The 17,529-nt window shown below is 40.5% G+C and carries 18 protein-coding genes; 6 read left to right on the top strand and 12 right to left on the bottom strand.

Annotated elements, in window-relative coordinates; all coding sequences use genetic code 11:
* Nucleotides 1–32: 32 nt before the first annotated feature.
* Complete coding sequence (locus tag HB912_RS10135) at nt 33–656, top strand: DUF1361 domain-containing protein (RefSeq protein WP_185374301.1); 624 nt, start codon at nt 33–35, stop codon at nt 654–656.
* On the opposite strand, the gene rpiA is transcribed toward HB912_RS10135, so the two are convergent.
* Entirely contained in the window at nt 657–1,328 is a 672-nt protein-coding gene (rpiA, locus tag HB912_RS10130) for a ribose-5-phosphate isomerase RpiA (protein WP_185374299.1), read from the bottom strand.
* A gap of 264 nt (nt 1,329–1,592) precedes the next feature.
* Here rpiA and HB912_RS10125 point away from each other — a divergent pair, with 264 nt between their 5' ends.
* The 5 genes from HB912_RS10125 to dltD are packed head-to-tail and all read left to right on the top strand — an operon-like array spanning nt 1,593 to nt 6,024.
* Complete coding sequence (locus HB912_RS10125; protein WP_185374297.1) at nt 1,593–1,739, top strand: teichoic acid D-Ala incorporation-associated protein DltX; 147 nt, start codon at nt 1,593–1,595, stop codon at nt 1,737–1,739.
* 33 nt (nt 1,740–1,772) lie between these two features.
* Nucleotides 1,773–3,299 (top strand): D-alanine--poly(phosphoribitol) ligase subunit DltA, encoded by a 1,527-nt coding sequence (gene dltA / locus HB912_RS10120; RefSeq protein ID WP_185374496.1) that lies wholly within the window; start codon nt 1,773–1,775, stop codon nt 3,297–3,299.
* On the top strand, nt 3,296–4,486 hold the full coding sequence (dltB, locus tag HB912_RS10115) for a D-alanyl-lipoteichoic acid biosynthesis protein DltB (RefSeq protein ID WP_036070596.1): 1,191 nt from the start codon (nt 3,296–3,298) through the stop codon (nt 4,484–4,486). Before dltA ends, dltB begins: the two co-directional genes overlap by 4 nt.
* Before the next feature lie 15 nt (nt 4,487–4,501).
* Nucleotides 4,502–4,741: a D-alanine--poly(phosphoribitol) ligase subunit DltC gene (gene dltC, locus HB912_RS10110; protein WP_036070598.1), complete on the top strand. Its 240-nt coding sequence runs from the start codon at nt 4,502–4,504 to the stop codon at nt 4,739–4,741.
* The gene (gene dltD, locus HB912_RS10105) at nt 4,738–6,024 is read left to right on the top strand and encodes a D-alanyl-lipoteichoic acid biosynthesis protein DltD (protein WP_185374295.1); all 1,287 of its coding nucleotides are present in this window, start codon (nt 4,738–4,740) and stop codon (nt 6,022–6,024) included. Before dltC ends, dltD begins: the two co-directional genes overlap by 4 nt.
* Nucleotides 6,025–6,076: 52 nt before the next feature.
* Here the strand turns inward: dltD and HB912_RS10100 are convergent, their stop codons facing one another.
* From HB912_RS10100 to HB912_RS10050, 11 genes are all read right to left on the bottom strand, one after another.
* Nucleotides 6,077–7,063, bottom strand: coding sequence for a choloylglycine hydrolase family protein (locus HB912_RS10100; protein WP_185374293.1), 987 nt, complete (start codon nt 7,061–7,063; stop codon nt 6,077–6,079).
* A gap of 15 nt (nt 7,064–7,078) precedes the next feature.
* Nucleotides 7,079–8,299 (bottom strand): MFS transporter, encoded by a 1,221-nt coding sequence (locus HB912_RS10095; RefSeq protein ID WP_185374291.1) that lies wholly within the window; start codon nt 8,297–8,299, stop codon nt 7,079–7,081.
* A gap of 262 nt (nt 8,300–8,561) precedes the next feature.
* On the bottom strand, nt 8,562–9,116 hold the full coding sequence (locus HB912_RS10090) for a GNAT family N-acetyltransferase (RefSeq protein WP_185374289.1): 555 nt from the start codon (nt 9,114–9,116) through the stop codon (nt 8,562–8,564).
* A 285-nt stretch (nt 9,117–9,401) separates the two neighbouring features.
* Nucleotides 9,402–10,679, bottom strand: a complete 1,278-nt coding sequence (locus tag HB912_RS10085; protein ID WP_185374288.1) for a hydroxymethylglutaryl-CoA reductase, degradative — start codon at nt 10,677–10,679, stop codon at nt 9,402–9,404.
* Nucleotides 10,680–10,693: 14 nt separating this feature from the next.
* Nucleotides 10,694–12,187, bottom strand: a complete 1,494-nt coding sequence (locus HB912_RS10080) for a carboxyl transferase domain-containing protein (protein ID WP_185374286.1) — start codon at nt 12,185–12,187, stop codon at nt 10,694–10,696.
* A 7-nt stretch (nt 12,188–12,194) separates the two neighbouring features.
* Complete coding sequence (locus HB912_RS10075; RefSeq protein ID WP_185374284.1) at nt 12,195–12,959, bottom strand: enoyl-CoA hydratase-related protein; 765 nt, start codon at nt 12,957–12,959, stop codon at nt 12,195–12,197.
* Complete coding sequence (locus HB912_RS10070) at nt 12,960–13,172, bottom strand: acyl-CoA carboxylase biotin carboxyl carrier protein subunit (RefSeq protein ID WP_185374282.1); 213 nt, start codon at nt 13,170–13,172, stop codon at nt 12,960–12,962.
* On the bottom strand, nt 13,172–14,332 hold the full coding sequence (locus HB912_RS10065) for an acyl-CoA dehydrogenase family protein (RefSeq protein ID WP_185374280.1): 1,161 nt from the start codon (nt 14,330–14,332) through the stop codon (nt 13,172–13,174). The genes HB912_RS10070 and HB912_RS10065 overlap by 1 nt, the downstream gene beginning before the upstream one ends.
* 128 nt (nt 14,333–14,460) lie before the next feature.
* On the bottom strand, nt 14,461–15,282 hold the full coding sequence (locus HB912_RS10060) for an aldo/keto reductase (RefSeq protein WP_185374279.1): 822 nt from the start codon (nt 15,280–15,282) through the stop codon (nt 14,461–14,463).
* A gap of 76 nt (nt 15,283–15,358) precedes the next feature.
* Complete coding sequence (locus tag HB912_RS10055) at nt 15,359–16,060, bottom strand: response regulator transcription factor (RefSeq protein ID WP_185374277.1); 702 nt, start codon at nt 16,058–16,060, stop codon at nt 15,359–15,361.
* Between the two features lie 2 nt (nt 16,061–16,062).
* Nucleotides 16,063–17,520, bottom strand: a complete 1,458-nt coding sequence (locus HB912_RS10050; RefSeq protein ID WP_185374276.1) for a sensor histidine kinase — start codon at nt 17,518–17,520, stop codon at nt 16,063–16,065.
* Nucleotides 17,521–17,529: the final 9 nt, after the last annotated feature.

The following is a 17,529-nucleotide window of genomic DNA, read 5'->3' as shown; positions in this document are numbered from 1 at the left end:
ATTAGACAGCCTGAAAGGAGTTGCTACTTAAAATGAAAAAGCTGATCTGGGCTTGCCGAATTTTTTATTTAAGCCTTATGTTGCTTCTTTTTTTCGTTCTAGATTACTATCATTTTCTAATTTTAAATGTAACACTTGCTTATATTCCATTTGAAATCGCCGTATTTCTTTATCATAAAAAGCGAAATCCTTTTGTATTTTGGATCGTAGCAGTCGCTTGGCTACTCTTTTTCCCCAATGCCTTCTACCTTGTGACAGACTTTTTTCATCTGAAGCAATTCCGAATTTATGATTACAATGGGATTCTCAAAAAGGATAGTTTTCTTTGGCAAAGCTTTTCTGTGATGGCTGCCTCCATCTTCTTCGGTCTTTTCGTAGGCAACCTATCACTACAGTTTTTCTTAGATGCATCCAAAGAACGAATGAAAAAAGATCGAACATTCCTTTTGCTTCCCCTTGTGCTCCTTTTATCGAGTTATGGCATCTACCTAGGACGTTTCGAGCGACTCCATACCATTCATCTTATCACGGAACCACTGGAAGCTGTAAAAAGTATACTAGATATCTCAAGCTTTCAATTTGAATTTATCGGTTACTTATTTATTTTGCAACTACTCGTATACTTGATGTTCCGTTTTTTCCCAAAAAGGCCTTAATCAACGTTTTTCGATTGTGCCATCTTTTTTACCAATTAAAAGTTCACTTGCCACCTGTAAAAATAGTCCATGCTCTAAAATACCGGAAATGCTATCGAGTTTTTGTGCCAGCAATTCGGTATTTTTTATTTTTTTTAACGAAAGATCAAAAATATAATTTCCATTGTCGGTTATAAATGGCTCTTTACTATTAAATACATTTCGAAGCCTTGGATGAAACCCTAGTGCTACAAGTTCTTTTTCAACTTGTCTGTAGCCAAAAGGTAAAACTTCAACCGGTAGTGGAAAAGCTCCCAGTTCCTGAACAAGTTTGGTTTCATCAACCACCCATAAATTCCGTTTAGAATGAAGTGCGACCATTTTTTCACGAAAGAGAGCTCCCCCACCGCCTTTTATCCCATTTAAGAAAGAATCTACTTCGTCAGCCCCATCAATGGTTAAATCAATCTCATGAACTTCATTTAAAGAAACAAGTGGAATCAATCGTTCACTTGCTAGCTCTTCCGTTTTTTTTGATGTTGCAACCGCCTGAATTTTGAGCCCAGCACTTACTCGCCTTCCGAGTTCTTCAATCGCATAAAACGTTGTTGACCCCGTCCCAAGTCCGACGACCATTCCTTCTTCTATCTCTTCGCATGCTTTTTCGCCAGCCAACTTTTTCATGTTTACCATTTCTTCACCCAACCTTACATTTTTAACATCTTTCTGACCGTTAAAATTGATTTCCTTCTTTCATTATACCGATAATCCTTGTTATTTTCAGGATTTTATTACTCCTCCACTGATCGTAATCGCTAAATGTTTATTTTTCGCCATATGTAAGCGCTTCAACCTTACAAAAATGTAATTAGACATTTGCAAACCCCTGGGTTACATTATTAATTGAGTAAAAGCTTAATATTTGTAACACAATAGTAATATTAATGAGGTGAATACATGAACAAAGTCAAGCATTTTTTCTGTCTTCCCGGAACGATTTTTGTTTTAAAAACAATCTTCTATTTAGCTGTCTTACTTGGCTTGCTCTGGTTTTACGGATTCAAAAATCCGAACAGTACAAACTTTATCTATAACGAATTTTAAAAAGAAAGGATGAATAAAATGAGTGTGCAAACCATGGCAACATCTATTGTCGAACGAATTGATGAATGGGCAGAACGAACACCTGACTTTCCTTGCTATGATTATCAGGGAAGAGCACTTTCCTATCTGGCACTCAAACAAATGTCAGATGCTCTTGCCAGTCACTTGTTGAAAAAGCTGAAGCAAACAGATAGTCCGATTGTTGTTTACGGTCATATGAATGAACTTATGCCCGTTGCATTTATGGCTTCACTAAAAAGTGGACATGCTTATATTCCAGTGGATGTATCCATGCCAAGCGAAAGAATCGAACAAATCATTCAAGTATCCGAGCCTTCTATGGTTCTTGCTGTTGAAAGTTTACCTGAAGATGTACTTTCGAAAGCTCAAGTTATGACAAGAGCAGAAATAGATGAAGCGATTCAATCAGAAGTAGGCGTGCAAGTTGATCGCAGTCATTTTGTAAAAGATGACGCCAATCATTATATCATTTATACTTCTGGAAGCACTGGTATGCCTAAAGGAGTTCAAATCAGTCAAAATAACTTAGTCAGTTTTTCCAATTGGTTGTTGCAAGATTTTTCGCTTCGTGAAGGAATGCGTTTCTTAAATCAAGCCCCTTTCTCCTTTGACCTTTCTGTCATGGATTTATATCCTTGTCTCCTTTCTGGGGGGACACTTGTTCCAGTTGACAAAACGATTACCTCTAATTTGAAAGACCTTTATAGCGCACTGGGTACTTTAGATTTAAACGTTTGGGTTTCAACCCCTTCTTTTATGGACATTGCGCTTCTTAGTCCAGATTTTAACGCTGAAACTTGTAAAACTTTATCTTCCTTCATTTTCTGTGGTGAAGTCTTAACCAAAGAAACCGCACGTGAACTTCTGAAACGCTTCCCAGATGCTAAAATCTTTAACACATACGGACCAACAGAAGCGACCGTTGCAGTGACTGAAATTCAAGTAACTAAAGAAATAATTGATGCCTATCCAAGTTTACCACTTGGTAAAGTCAAACCAGATACTAAGCTTCTAATTGTAGATCCAGAAACCAAGCAAGAAGTTGCTTCTGGTGAAAAAGGAGAAATTGTTTTAGTGGGACCTAGCGTTTCAAAAGGTTACTTAAACGAGCCAGAAAAAACGGCAAAAGTCTTTAAGCACACAAATGAAGCTAATGCGTACTTTACAGGTGACTGCGGTAGCATTCAAGATGGCTTTCTTTTCTTCTATGGTCGGCTTGATTTTCAAATTAAACTTCACGGCTACCGAATTGAGCTAGAAGATATTGAAAACAACTTAAAAGAAGTCAGCTATATTCGCTCGGCTGTTGTAATTCCTAAAATTGTCAGTGGAAAAGTTGATAGCTTAGTGGCTTTTGTTGTCCCTAATCCACATTCTTTTGACAAGCCGTTTAAGCTAACTAAAGCGATTAAAGAAGAACTCCAAGTGAAGATGCCAAGCTATATGATTCCGCGTAAATGGATTTATAAAGACGAGTTTGCACTTACGAATAACGGAAAAATTGATCGCAAAGTTTTAAATGACGAGGTGAACGAATGACAACCCCATACGGTACAATATTTTACTTTGCAATCCTGGCTCTTTTTATCGCGCCTATCGTGATTGCAAATTTAATGGGGAAAAGACTTCCCGTTTATAACGCATTTGTAACGTTACTCTTTATTTTCTTTATGTTTTCAAGCAACATGGTACAAGGTATTGCTTTTATTGTTTTCATTTTTTGGCAACTAGTGGTCGTCCGATTTTACTTTAATTACCGGCGCGTCCAAGGAAAAAATCATGGTGGCATTTTTGTATTAGCAGTGATTCTATCTATCCTGCCGCTGATTATAGTAAAAGTGCAACCTCTGCTTGAAAGTCAAACAACACTCGTCGGGTTTCTCGGCATTTCGTATTTGACCTTTAAAGCGACCACAATGGTAATGGAAATTCGCGATGGACTCATTAAAGAATATGATTCCACACAATTCGTCAATTTCTTGCTATTTTTCCCAACTATTTCTTCTGGTCCAATTGACCGGTTCAGACGCTTTCAAAAAGATGTCACAAAACCAGTTGATCAGGAAAAATACTTGGGGCTTTTAAATCGAGGTATTTTTTACATCTTCCTTGGTTTTCTGTACAAATTTATTATCGCTTATTTGATCGAAACCTACTGGAAAGGACCACTTGAGTTCAATGTCTTGCATCATGTTGACTTTGGTTCTAGCTTGTTCGGCTATATGTATGGCTACAGCATGTATCTCTTTTTCGACTTTGCTGGGTATAGTTTATTTGCCGTCGGTGTTTCGTACTTACTTGGTGTGAATACGCCAATGAACTTTAATAAACCATTTCTCGCTCGCAATATTAAAGACTTCTGGAATCGTTGGCACATGACACTATCTTTCTGGTTCCGAGATTTCATCTTCATGCGACTTGTCTTCTGGCTAACAAAGAAAAAATGGTTTAAAAGTAAGTTTACAATTGCCTACATTGCCTATTTCGTAAATTTCTTCGTGATGGGAATCTGGCACGGTCTACACTGGTATTATATTGTTTACGGTCTTTATCAAGCCTTGCTAATTGTCTGCTTTGATATTTTCGAACGTATCAATAAAAAATATAAGTTTTATCCAAAAAATAAAATCACTTATGTCATCGGAATGTTCATTACCTTCAACTTCGTTTGTTTTGGTTTCTTGATCTTCTCCGGCATATTTGACAAATTAATCAATTTAAACTAAAGGTGGGAATTAATTATGGCTTTTCGTGACGAAGTTTTAGATATTTTAGAGGAAATCACAGAATCAGAAGAAGTAAAAGAAAATACAGATGTACAACTATTTGAAGAAGGACTCCTTGATTCGATGGCAACTGTCCAGCTGCTTGTTGAAATTGAAAACAACCTTGACATCACAGTCCCTGTTTCTGAATTTGAGCGCGACGATTGGGCAACTCCAGAAATGATCATCAAACAGCTTGAGGCATTAAAAGGATGAAAAAAAAGCTTTGGATGATTTTTGGGCCGATTTTAGTGGCAGGTTTTATCTTCCTATTCATTTTATTTGGACCAAGCGCCATTTTTGGTGGTGTCTCCGAACGAGCTGTTAGTGAAGGGGCAACTTCAATGAGCCCCGCCGTGGTTGGTGGAGAAGAGATTCAGCGTGTAGCTTTTGGATCTGATAAGTATTTACCAATTTTTGGTTCATCGGAACTTTCACGAATTGATCCGCTTCATCCAAGTGTCTTTGCTAAAAAATATAAAACCGGCTACACGCCCTTTTTAATCGGTCGACCAGGCACTCAGTCGCTCTATCATTACTTGGATATTAACATGCTAGAAAATGAACTAAAAAATAAGAAAGTCGTCTTTATTTTATCACCTCAATGGTTCCAGCCAAAAGGGGTAGACGATAATCACTTTGGCGCTACATTTTCACCAATTCAAGCCTATACATTTGCGTTACAAGACGAAAAGGAAACGCCTGAACGTCGCTACGCTGCACGCAGATTGTTAAGTTTTAAAGTCGTTCAAAATGACGCAACTCTTTCGAAACTACTTGAAAACATCGCAACAATTGGTCCTAATAAGCCACACAGTCCGTTTCTTACAAAAAGAGCTGGTGAAATTCAGTATCGTGTTTTAAAACGCAAAGACGAACTGCAATCGAAGTTTGTAACAGGATCTAAACAAGCAAAAATCGACAAAGAAGTAAAACAACTACCGGATCAACCAAACTTCAAAGAGTTAGATGAGTTTGCAAAATCACTTGGTGAAAAACAAACTGATAACAATGATTTCCATGTAAAAAATCACTACTATACTAAAAAAATCAAACCTATTGAAGAGAAATTAAAAGATAGCAAGAAAGATTTAAGTTACGTAGAATCTCCGGAATACGATGATTTACAACTTATGATGGATGCCCTTAAGAAGGTGCACGCAGATGTGTTATTCGTAAATCCACCGATCAATCGTGAGTGGACAAACTATCTTGGAATGGATCAATCAAAACTTCATAAGTACTATGAAAAATCAGAGGCTCAGGTTAAGAAAAATGGATTTAAATACCTTTCCTTAGAAGAGTATTCCGATATGCCTTACTTCTTAGAAGATCCGATCCACTTAAGTTGGCGCGGATGGGTTCAAGTAGACAAATCTTTAAATCGCTTTATGAAAGAGCCTCTTCCGGTTCATTATCCGAAAACAGATCCAAAATACTATTTCAAGAAGCAACCTTTACAGAAAAATTTAAAACAAGAACTAAAAAAGAAAAATTAATTTAAAAAGCGAACGCGTTAGAAGATACCATCTTCTAACGCGTTCGTTTTTGTTATTTTAGGGGAGTCATTTTAGCAACTTGCTGTTCGGATATGATTTGAAACCTAGTCGGTTCAGTTACCTTTTCAAGCGATAACATTTGTATTTGTCGATTATCATATAAATGGACATATAGTGCTTTTTCTTTTAAATCATACGCTGAGGTATATTGTGTAAACTGCACTTTATGGTTATCTCCCGATACCACTACACCTTTTGGAATATCAAAACTATCTAGAACATGGAAAATCAATTCAATTGCTTTATCATCATCTACAGGATCTGAAAATTGGTTTAAAAAAGTCGCGCGAACAAAACGAGAATGAGGCGTGAAGTCTCCCGGAATACCATAAAGTCCATTTCCCTTTCCTGAAGAAAAGATGTTTGCCTCGCCGATTTTACGAGCCGGGGCAATTTCCTGACTTAATCCTACATAATTTTCAAGATTCGTTACGTGCCAATCAAATTTGGGACTATTCGTAAAGGTTCCCACTAAATTATCATAGATTTCAAAACTACCTGGAATAGATGGCTCAACAACAAGCGACTTGCCGGACAAATCTTGAAAAACATAGTGCTGCGGGAGTGAGGTTCCAAGCATTCCACCGTCCGATGAAATCGCTACCTCGGCTAAGGCTTTTTCCCGCACTTCTTCAACATTTTTACAGTTTGCAAGTGCCCAGGTCACAAACTCTTCTCCTGCAAGTGGCAACTTACTTGCGGCTTCAATCTCACTTTTTGGTTCGTAGCGATTGACATTGCCAAAATAAAATGAACCGCCAGCTAATCCTGCATCGTTAACACCGTCAACGACCATGTCAGCTCCTTTTATGGAAACTCCTACAAAGGAATGTTTAGCCACATACTCTGTAAGTGATGCTTGAATCACTGTTTGAGCAGGTATAATTAATCCAAGATACTCTAAATCCATATCAAATTCTTGGGTTCTTCCCCAAAAAGGATTTCCTTGCTTCGAAAACACACTAATTCCTGTACACATATTTATCTTCTCCTTTTACACAAGTTGTTTTTGTTTTTTCCGTTTTCCTCTAATCATAAGAACGGCCAAGCCGCCAAAAAGAAAAGTACCCGCTAGGAATAGAAAAGCGGACTGATACGAGCCTGTTTTTTGGACAAGCGCCCCAATAATCATCGGCGCAAAAAAACCACCGAATACGCCACCCGCATTTACCGTTGCATACTTAGTTGCCACTTCATCTGGTCGGAACAACTGATGCGGCAAGCTCATCAATGTCGAAAAGGCGATGATACAAAGCATGTTAGCAATACAAAGCATGATGATTGATGTCAGTAAACTTTGCATCATAAAAACGCCATAAATACAAAGCGCTCCAACCAGGCCAGAAAGAACAATGATGTGCTTTTCTTTTCCTCTGAAAAATCGTCCAATCAAATATCCACCTAAAACGCCTGCAAGTAAAATGAAGACCCCCGTTAAAGAACTCACGTAGCCGACTTGATCAATAGGAAGCCCGCGAGCTTCACTTAAATAAGAAGCAAGCCAACTTGTTAAGCCGTAAACCGACGCATTCATAAGAAACGCAGCGATCACGAGCACCCAAATCACAGGATCTTTAAGAATTTGGAGAAATGAAAGGCTTTGCTTAGCTTCCTTCGTTCCACTGCTTGCTGTTTTAGTTTGCTTAGGCAATATTAGAAGCGAAAGACCTATCAAAATAACGATACCACCCATTATGTAATAGGTGTTGCGCCAACCCACAGTTGTCAAAAGCGGAGCCACAAGTAGTGGTCCAATAAACATTGCAAAACCTGATGAAGAAATCATGATCGTTTGTGCAAATCCTTTTTTCTCAGCTGGAACATTTGTCGCGATAAAACCACTCACAGAAGGGGGATATCCAGCGTGAGCAAGTGCCCCCGTCAAAAAGCGAATAATCACTAAAAATAACAATGAAAAACCAAAGCCAAAGATCATTAAAAAAAGACCCACTCCAACGAGTGAAAAAACAAGTACAATCTTAGAACCAAATTTATTGCTTAAATAGCCCATCGGTATTTGCATGATCGTATAGCCAAGGAAAAAAGCACCTAAAATAATTCCTTTTTCACTCGGATCAAAACCAAGATCTTTTGATATTGTGACTAGTGAAATGCCGATCGTATATTTATCTACATAAACACACGTATAGCCAATAAATAAAAGAAGCAGTAGAAAAAACGATTGATTAGCTCTTCCCTCTTTTTCAGTTGTCACGGCAAATTGCCCCTCTCTTTGATTTATTCTCTTGTTTCTACCGTCTAGCAACCTAAAACTGCACCCCGTTTGACTGCGCTTACATTCATCTCCTCTCTAAAAGGCAAATTACTTCTATCACGATAATTATATCATCAGATAGCTTTTCAAGATAGATAATTAATAAACTAAAGTTTTATTTATCAAATTAGTTAACAAATTTGTCAAAAATAAAAAAATCCTTGCGATGCAAGGATTTAACAATCTTTACCGGTCGCCCGATTCAACCTTTAATAAATTCATTTTTTAAGAGCGCGTAGGTGTTTAAATCTGTAAATTCATCATAAAGTTTCTTGGCCTGTCTAAATGTTCCTTCTTTTTGAAACCCACTTTTTTCAGCCACACGATTACTGGCTACATTAGTTATATCCGCTAAAATCGTCAAGCGATTTAGCTTCATCTCTAGAAAAGCAACTTCACAAACAGCTCGCACCGCTTTTGTCGCAATGTTTTTCCCGCAATGAGTAGAACTCACCCAATAACCAATCTCTGCACATTGATCGCTTAAACTCATGAAATGCAAATCAATCGAGCCAATAATTTCGTCATCAAAGGCAATAAAAAATAAGCGGTCTGTTCCTTTCATGTAGCCATCTAATTTCATTTTTATGTAGGCGCTCTCGTCTTCTGGGCTTTTTGTGCTATCTACGAAATCCAAAAATGTTCGCAAATGGTCGCGATTTTTATCGAGCACATCAAAAACCTCCGTTGCCATCGAAAGACTCGGTTGAACCAAACTCAACTGTTCATCAATCATTAATTTAAAAGCTTTCTCCATTTGTAGTTCCCCCTAAATTCAAATTTTTTCCGTTCAAACATTGCTAAAAGTCAGATTTTTCTTTTCATAGTAACATGTCTTCACTTTTTGAACAACAAAAAAGCATTGCAAGGATATGGTCGTAGAAAAGAGAGTTCTAAACAACTTAGGGAGCCTTGCAATACTTTATTTAATCATATCCTATTTCTAAAAAGAAGTCTGTGACAAATTTGTGAATAATTTATGAATTTATAGCCTTTTGTGTTGCTTTTTCGGTCCCATAAGAATAAATTATGAGACTTTTACTCAATTAGACGATAAATCACGCATTTTTTGCAAAATCTCAGAGGCACTTGTAAGACTCACACTGCGATTTTTCAGCAAAATTTCTGCCACTCGTTCCACTTCCGCTCCGACTGCTCCAGCTGCGATCGCCGTTGATTTGGCTTGTAGTGACATATGACCGCGCTGAATCCCTTCAGTAACTAATGCACGCAAAGCCGCAAAGTTTTGCGTAAGCCCCACCGAAACAATGAACTCGGCAAGTTCACTCGCTGATTTCACACCCGAAATTTTTTTTGAAAGGGAGACAAGTGGGACAATCCCAATTGAACCGCCGACCATGGCAACTGGCATGGGAAGCGTAAGTTCACCAACCAGCTCCCCCGCATCAGAAACTGACCAGCTACTCATCGGTTGATACATACCCGTTTTTGCCGCAAAGGCATGTGCCGCTGCTTCCACCGCACGGGTATCATTGCCAAAAGCAAGAACAACTGCATCCACACCGTTCATGATTCCTTTATTATGCGTTGTCGCTCGGTAAATATCGGCCGACGCAAATTCGTAAGCACGAACTATACGATCACGAACTTCTTCTCCACTAAAGCCCTTTCCTGAAAGCAAGTCAGGTGAGATCACACATTTAGCCGTTGCCGTTGCTTGATCGACCAAATTGGTCAAAATCCGCATTTCCGCGATTCCACAAGAGAGCTCTTCAAGCCTTGGAGCAAGGGCTTCCACCATTGTATTAATCATATTTGCTCCCATCGCTTCAAGTGTTTCAACCGATACATGCACAACTAAAAGCGTCTCACGCACCGTCTTTACCTCTCGAACAGTCAAATCAACAGCACCGCCCCCGCGCTTTTGTAAAGACGGATAGGCACTATTAGCAAGAAACAATAGCTCTGTTTTCTGCGCCAAAATGGCGGCCCGACTTTTCTTGACATCTTTTATCCCGCATAGCTCAATTTGCCCTGTCATTTCACGTGAACGCGACTCGGCCTTGATTCCCCCAGCTTGACGAATCAACTTTCCTGCTCCACTTTGTGCAGCAATCACAGAAGGTTCTTCCGTTGCCATTGGAACGAGATAATCCCGACCATTCATTCGCATGTTTAATCCCAGTCCAAATGGCACTCCATAAGTCCCAAGTAAATTTTCTACCATATGATCTGCTGTCTCAAAAGAGAGTGCCCCTGCTTGATTAAACAAAGCACGTTCCTCATCAGACAGTCCGCACAGCTCTTGAACCGCATCCAGTCGTTCTGTTCGCGTCTTCTTATAAAAGCCCTCAAGCATTTTTTCTCACCTCCCTACATCGGATAAATTTTATGTGTCTGCGTCGTCTCCCGTTTATCCTCATAAAATGTAAAACGCATCTCAAGTTCCTGACGCAATTTTTCCGGTGCAACGATTGCATCCACAATAAGTTCAGAAGCTTCTTGATAAATATTAATTTCCGCTTGATATTCTGCCGTTTTTTCCGCGATAAACGCCGCACGTTCCTTTTCATCTAACTCCGCAATCTTTCCTGCATAAACCGCATTAACAGCCGCATCAGGCCCCATCACCGCCACCTCAGCCGAAGGAAGTGCAAGAACTGCATCTGGCTCAAACGCCGGACCAGCCATCGCATAAAGACCTGCTCCATATGCTTTGCGTACAATCACAGAAATCATCGGAACCGTTACTTCGCTTACGGCTGCAATCATTTTTGCCCCGTGGCGAATAATTCCTGACCTTTCAACTTGTGAGCCGATCATAAATCCAGGTACATCCGCTAAAAACAAAAGTGGAATCCGGTAAGCATTACAAATCTGGATAAACTTCGTCGCTTTATCCGCAGAATCCGGGAACAACACGCCGCCCTTTACAATCGGCTGATTCGCCACAACGCCAATCGATTTTCCGTTCAAGCGAGCAAAACCCGTAATCAGTTCCTTGGCAAACAGCGCTTTTATTTCAAGAAAACTGTCTGCATCGACAAGCGCTTCAATGACTTGATACATATTTAGTGGTGCGTTGGGGTTTTCTGGAATGAGCGAACCAAGATCTTGCCCATTGGGAAGGTTAGGAATTTCCCCATCTGCCTCATCTAAAACTGCTAAATACCGTCTAGCAAAAAGAATAGCCTCATCCTCTGATTTCGCAAGGACATCGCCACATCCCGATACCGTACAGTGCATCCGTGCTCCACCCATTTCTTCAAGCGTCACCTTTTCACCAATGACCTTTTCCGCCATTCGTGGTGATCCTAGATACATTGAAGCATTTCCTTCCACCATGACCACAATATCACAGAAAGCAGGTATGTAAGCTCCGCCTGCAGCAGATGGACCGAATAGCAAACAGATTTGCGGGATTTTTCCAGCAAGCTGCACTTGATTGTAAAAAATTCGTCCAGCCCCCCGTCGCCCTGGAAACATTGCGACTTGATCTGTAATGCGCGCCCCTGCGGAATCCACAAGGTAAAACAGCGGAAGTCCCAATCGCCCTGCCGTTTCTTGCATCCGAACGATTTTCTCTACCGTTTTTGTTCCCCATGAGCCAGCTTTCACCGTCGAATCATTAGCAATTACCGCCACTTTTCGCCCATTCACAAAACCCAAACCGGTTACGACCCCGTCCGCCGGAAGTCCTTCTGCTTCACTTTCCGCAAACAAACCATCTTCTTGAAAAACGCTATCCGTATCGAGCAATAGTCGAATCCGCTCACGAACAAAACGTTTACCTTTTTCGCTATTAGCTTGATGATATTTGGCTTTACCACCCGCTTTAATCTTCTCTATCCGTTCATTCAAGTCCACTATATCGTTACCTCCCTTGAAATTTGGCTCTCCGCTTCTCTTGAAAAGCCAAAAGCCCCTCACGTCTGTCCGCTGTTGGAATCGTCTTTAAATAGCCTTCTTTTTCTAGCAAGAAAGCGTCCTTCTCAGGCAATTCGCTTGCTCCGCCAATCACTTCCTTGGCAATTTGAACCGCGATGGGCGCATTCTTTGCCAGCTGTTCTGCCCAGTTTAGCGCCGTATGGAGAGCATCTTCCGCTACTTGATTCACTAAACCAATCTCAAAAGCAGTTTCAGCCGTTACTTTCTTCGCCATCAAAATCAGCTCCATTGCTTTGCTTTTTCCTACAAGCTTTGTGAGCCGTACCGTTCCAAAAGAACCCGGAATAATGCCAAGGCTTGTTTCCGTAAGCCCGAGTTTCGCTTCTGGCGCCGCAATTCTAAAATCGCATGCGAGGGCGAGTTCAAGCCCGCCTCCAAATGCGCCACCTTTTAAAACGGCAATCGTAGGACACTTTAGCACTGCCACTTGCGCACATACCGACCGAATCCGTTCTACAGCGGGCCAAACTTCATCCTCACTTAAACCTGCTCGTTCCGACAAATCTGCCCCAGCCGAGAATACGCGTTCGCCACTTCCTGTAATGAGAAGCGCACGAACTGGCTTTAATGTTTGGAGCGTCTGCTCTAAATCAGCAAGCATTTCCTTTGAAAGTGCATTGGCCTTTTCAGGGCGATTTAGCGTCAAAATGGCTACTTCATTTTCTAAGTATTCCAAGTTGATCAGTGCCATTTAATCAAGCATCCCGATCGTATCATTTTCATTTACAAACTCGCCTTCTGTAACTGACCATTCTACAATTTTCCCCGTATTTGGAGCTTCAACAGGAATCAGCATCTTCATGGATTCAATTTCTGCCAAGACTTCTCCTTTTTTTACTTTGTCCCCTGCATGTTTTTTAAATTGATGAAGCGTTCCTGTAATGACCGCACGAATTTCTTCCATTATTTGTTCTCTCCTTCTTCCTTAAATAGTTGTTTTGCAATCACGAGACGCTGAATTTCTGATGTGCCTTCACCAATTTCAAGAATTTTAGCATCCCGAATCAAGCGTTCAACTTCTGCAGGTCGCATATAGCCTGTCCCACCTAAAATTTGCATTGCCCGATTAGCATTTCTAGTAGCTGTTTCCGATGCAAAAACTTTTGCCATAGCGGCTTCCTTAATATAAGTTTCCCCAGCATCTTTGAGTAAACAAGCTTTTTGAACAAGCAATCTTGCAGCCTCCGTTTCAGTCAGCATGTCCGCAAGCTTAAACTGAACAGACTCAAATTGCCGAATGGGACCGCCAAACTGAACGCGTTCCCCGGAATGACGGAGCGCTTTATCAAACGCATCTTGCGCAAGGCCAACTGAAATCGCTGCAATCGAAATGCGGCCGCCATTTAGCACATTTAGCAACTGTTTCAAACCATCCGTTTCTTGCCCTAATAAGTTTTTTTGCGGGACGTGCACATTTTTAAAAGTGATTTCACCTGTGTCAGATGAACGAGCGCCCATTTTATCATACGGGCTCGTCACGGTAATCCCTTCTGTACTAAGCGGTACAACAATCGCCGAAATAATTTTTTCGCCAGAAGATTTATAGCCCGTGATCGCCGCAACCGTGATGATAGAAGCGTAGTTCGCATTTGTAATCCACTGCTTGGTTCCATTCAAAATATATTCATCGCCCACTTTTTCAGCCGTCATCTCGATTCCCTTCGCGTCAGAACCTGCTGTTTTCTCTGTTAGTCCAAACGCTGCCAGTTCGTGGCCCTCTGCAAGCGGTCGTAAAAATTTCTCTTTTTGTTCGGGTGTTCCGTATCTTGCAATCGGTTCTGTTCCGATCGAAACCGTTGCGACATAACTCAGCGCAACGCCTAAACTTGCTCGAGCAATTTCCTCAGCGGCAATCATGTAAGCAAGTGTTCCCATGCCTTTACCGCCATATTCCTTAGAAAAAGGTAGCCCAAGATAGCCTCGTTTTCCCATTTCTGTAAATAATGCGCGCGGGAAACGGGCCTCTTTATCGAGCTTATCCGCCATAGGACGAATTTTTTCTTCCGCAAAAGCACGTACCTCTTTTTTTAGCGCGACAAGTTCCTTTGAAAATTCAAAATCCATGTTGCTTCCTCCTTCTTGGATTGTAAAATTACTTCCCTTCAATGATAACTATTCTCATTTTGAAAAGCAATTTTCAGGATTGCAAAAAAATCCTGCACAAGGCTACCTTGCGCAGGATTTTAGCTTCTTTAAAAATTAAAATTGTCTGGATCTGGGCCCGTTCTTTCATCTTTATTCATCCCTGAGATTGCAAGCATATCTTCCTCAGAAAGTTTAAAGTCGAACACATCCGCATTTTCCAAAATCCGTTCCTTGTGAACCGATTTTGGAATCGTCACAATCCCATTTTGCAGATCCCACTTAATAATTACTTGGGCTACTGATTTTCCGTATTTATCTGCAATTTTTTTAAGTTCAGGATCGCTTAACATTTGGCCATTTCCAAGCGGCGACCATGCTTCAACAACAATTTTATGGTCGCGACAGAATTTCCGAAGCGGCTCTTGCGTTAAATGCGGGTGAAGCTCGATTTGGTTCACCATCGGAACAATATCTGCATCTGCAATGAGTTCCTTCAAGTGATGCTCTTGGAAATTACAAACTCCAATCGCCCGAATTTTACCATCTTGGTAAAGTTGTTCAAAAGCACGCCACGTATCTTTGAATTTCTGAGCAACTGGCCAGTGAATCAAATAAAGATCAAGATAGTCGGTCCCAAGTCGTTTAAGGCTTGCTTCAAAAGCTTCGATCGTTGCATCATAGCCTTGATCAGCATTCCAAAGTTTACTTGTAATAAAGAGATCTTCACGCTTTATTCCCGACCCCTTGATTGCTTGTCCGACGCCAGCTTCATTTCCGTAAGCTTTTGCCGTATCAATGGCCCTGTACCCAGCTTGAAGTGCCCATTTAACAGGATCAATCACTTCTTTGTCATCCACTTTCCAAACACCGAAGCCAAGGCGAGGCATTTTCACGCCGTTAGCGAGTTCAACGGTTTCTGTTATACTCATTCTCTTCACCTTCCTATTCTTTACGACTTTATTTTATACCCTTCTAAATGAATTTCAAATCATCCGCTCACAAATTTCATTCGCCATTAAAGCGATAACCCGTTCCCCAGATCGTTTCAATTAGCCGTGGTTTATTGGAATCAAACTCAATTTTTTCGCGCAAACGCCGCACATGAACAACAACCGTCGTCGTGTCACTAAGCGCCTCCATTCCCCAAATCAATTCAAATAAATCGTCCTTGTTAAAAACTTGATTCGGGTGCTCGATAAAAAACTTCAAAAGCTCAAATTCTTTGGTTGTGAAAACCACTTCTTGATCAAGTATGAACACCTTGTGTGCGAGCGTATCGAGCCGAATATGATGTACTGTAATTAAATGGGCTTGACTATTTCCTTCATTGTCCACTTGAGTTAATCGCTTGTACCTCGAAAGATGTGCCTTGACACGCGCCACAAGTTCGCTTGGACTAAACGGCTTGCTAATATAATCATCAGCTCCAAGACCAAGTGCGCGGATCTTATCAATATCTTCTTTTTTCGCTGAAACCATCAAAATTGGCTGCTCCATTTTTTTCCGCAACTCTTCACAAATTTCGAGACCGGAGAGGCGAGGAAGCATCACATCTAACAAAATCAAATCATATTGCCCTGTTAGCCCCATGTCAAGCCCCGTTTCTCCGTCCGTTGCAATCTCAACTTTATAGCCACTTAATTCTAAATAATCCCGCTCAAGTTCCGCAATTGCCTGATCATCTTCAACAATTAAAATTCGCTCCATCGCTATTCTCCCTCTTCCAGCTTCAAAGTAAAACTAATCCTTGTAAATTCCCCTAGTTTGCTTTCCGCCCAAATTCTCCCGCCATGTTCCGCGATAATCTGCTTCGAGATAGCAAGACCAAGCCCACTTCCCCCAGTGTCCCGGTTGCGAGAACTTTCAACTCGGTAAAATCGCTCGAAAATCAAGGCAAGCTTATCCTGTGGAATACCGCTTCCGTGATCTTGAATAACAATCTGAGCTTCCCTGCCTTGAATCTTAGCGTATAAATAAATCCGTTTCTCTTGCTGCAAATACTTGCTACTATTTTGTAGTAAATTAGCTAGCACACGCCTAATTTTTTGCCCATCAAAGCGGACAAGCGTATCCTGAAGCGCATCCACATCAACGACAAGCTCAATTCCCTGCTGCTCCAAATCAAGCTGATATTCATCCGCAAAATGAACTAAAAACTTACGTAAATTGGCTACTTCAAAATCGAACGGCAACTTATGCAAATCAAGTTTCGAAAACGTAAATAAATCATCAATCAAGTAGTTCATGTTTTGCGCTTGGCTATGAATCATGTTTAAATAGCTCAGCTGTTTTTCTGGCGTTCGTGCTACTCCATCCCTCAAACCTTCGACATACCCCATAATCGATGTAATCGGCGTCTTCAAATCATGCGAAATATTTGATAATAGCTCTTTGCGATTTTTCTCGTATTTGCGATTTTCTTGATTGGCCGTATTTAAAGCGCTACGCAGTTGCTCAAATTCCTTCGCTAAATCAGCCACTTCGCCTTTTGCTTTACTAGAAATCTCCAATTTTTCATCAAGCTTCCCACTTTTCAGTTGCTGTACTTTGCGGCTCAACTCTTGTAAAGGATTAATAATCGTCTGCCGAAGCGAGCGATTTAACCAAAGTATCAGCAAAAAAGCGACAATAACGATCATTGCACTAAACAAAAAACCCCACTTTTGCAAGAACTCGGAGAGACTGCTTTCTCTTTTTAAAATCATAACACTGCCGTTTTCCTGGTCTTTAAAGTGAAAGTCAAATTTCAAATAACGAAATAAATTGCCTTTGTTATCAATCGTACCTTGTGTAAAAATATTGTCTGTATCAAAAGAAGGAGCATGCACTTTAAGCGATTTTAAAACGAGGTCTTTAGAAGAATAAACAATTTCTTCATTTTTCCGAATCACAATAGCAAGGTTTTGGCGTTCATATTTCTTAATTTCCTTCTGAATTTCAGGTTTTAGAAGGTCATTTGGATCATGCTTAGCAATACTCCGAAAAGCAATGAGCGCATCTTGTTCATTTTTAGAAATCGTTTTTTGCTGCGTCATCATTTTATAAAATTTAGCTGGCGTTGCAATTTCACCATTGATGGCATAAAAAATCAGCATAAAAACCGCAAAAATAGCGGCCAATGAAACGAATAAACTTCCCAAAAATGTCACTAAAAATCGCGTTCGCATCCAAAACTC

This window comes from Listeria aquatica (assembly GCF_014223975.1).
GTDB lineage: Bacteria > Bacillota > Bacilli > Lactobacillales > Listeriaceae > Listeria > Listeria aquatica.
This window is presented reverse-complemented; position numbering and strand designations above follow the sequence as displayed.

Bases quoted from the DNA above. Each gene is read 5' to 3' on its own strand.
- HB912_RS10060 (WP_185374279.1), bottom strand. From the start codon at position 15,282: ATGAGTATAACAGAAACCGTTGAACTCGCTAACGGCGTGAAAATGCCT.
- HB912_RS10075 (WP_185374284.1), bottom strand. From the start codon at position 12,959: ATGGCACTGATCAACTTGGAATACTTAGAAAATGAAGTAGCCATTTTG.
- rpiA (WP_185374299.1), bottom strand. From the start codon at position 1,328: ATGGTAAACATGAAAAAGTTGGCTGGCGAAAAAGCATGCGAAGAGATA.
- dltA (WP_185374496.1), top strand. From the start codon at position 1,773: ATGGCAACATCTATTGTCGAACGAATTGATGAATGGGCAGAACGAACA.
- HB912_RS10125 (WP_185374297.1), top strand. From the start codon at position 1,593: ATGAACAAAGTCAAGCATTTTTTCTGTCTTCCCGGAACGATTTTTGTT.
- HB912_RS10090 (WP_185374289.1), bottom strand. From the start codon at position 9,116: ATGGAGAAAGCTTTTAAATTAATGATTGATGAACAGTTGAGTTTGGTT.
- HB912_RS10050 (WP_185374276.1), bottom strand. From the start codon at position 17,520: ATGCGAACGCGATTTTTAGTGACATTTTTGGGAAGTTTATTCGTTTCA.
- dltD (WP_185374295.1), top strand. From the start codon at position 4,738: ATGAAAAAAAAGCTTTGGATGATTTTTGGGCCGATTTTAGTGGCAGGT.
- HB912_RS10070 (WP_185374282.1), bottom strand. From the start codon at position 13,172: ATGGAAGAAATTCGTGCGGTCATTACAGGAACGCTTCATCAATTTAAA.
- HB912_RS10085 (WP_185374288.1), bottom strand. From the start codon at position 10,679: ATGCTTGAGGGCTTTTATAAGAAGACGCGAACAGAACGACTGGATGCG.
- HB912_RS10055 (WP_185374277.1), bottom strand. From the start codon at position 16,060: ATGGAGCGAATTTTAATTGTTGAAGATGATCAGGCAATTGCGGAACTT.
- dltC (WP_036070598.1), top strand. From the start codon at position 4,502: ATGGCTTTTCGTGACGAAGTTTTAGATATTTTAGAGGAAATCACAGAA.
- HB912_RS10065 (WP_185374280.1), bottom strand. From the start codon at position 14,332: ATGGATTTTGAATTTTCAAAGGAACTTGTCGCGCTAAAAAAAGAGGTA.
- dltB (WP_036070596.1), top strand. From the start codon at position 3,296: ATGACAACCCCATACGGTACAATATTTTACTTTGCAATCCTGGCTCTT.
- HB912_RS10100 (WP_185374293.1), bottom strand. From the start codon at position 7,063: ATGTGTACAGGAATTAGTGTGTTTTCGAAGCAAGGAAATCCTTTTTGG.
- HB912_RS10135 (WP_185374301.1), top strand. From the start codon at position 33: ATGAAAAAGCTGATCTGGGCTTGCCGAATTTTTTATTTAAGCCTTATG.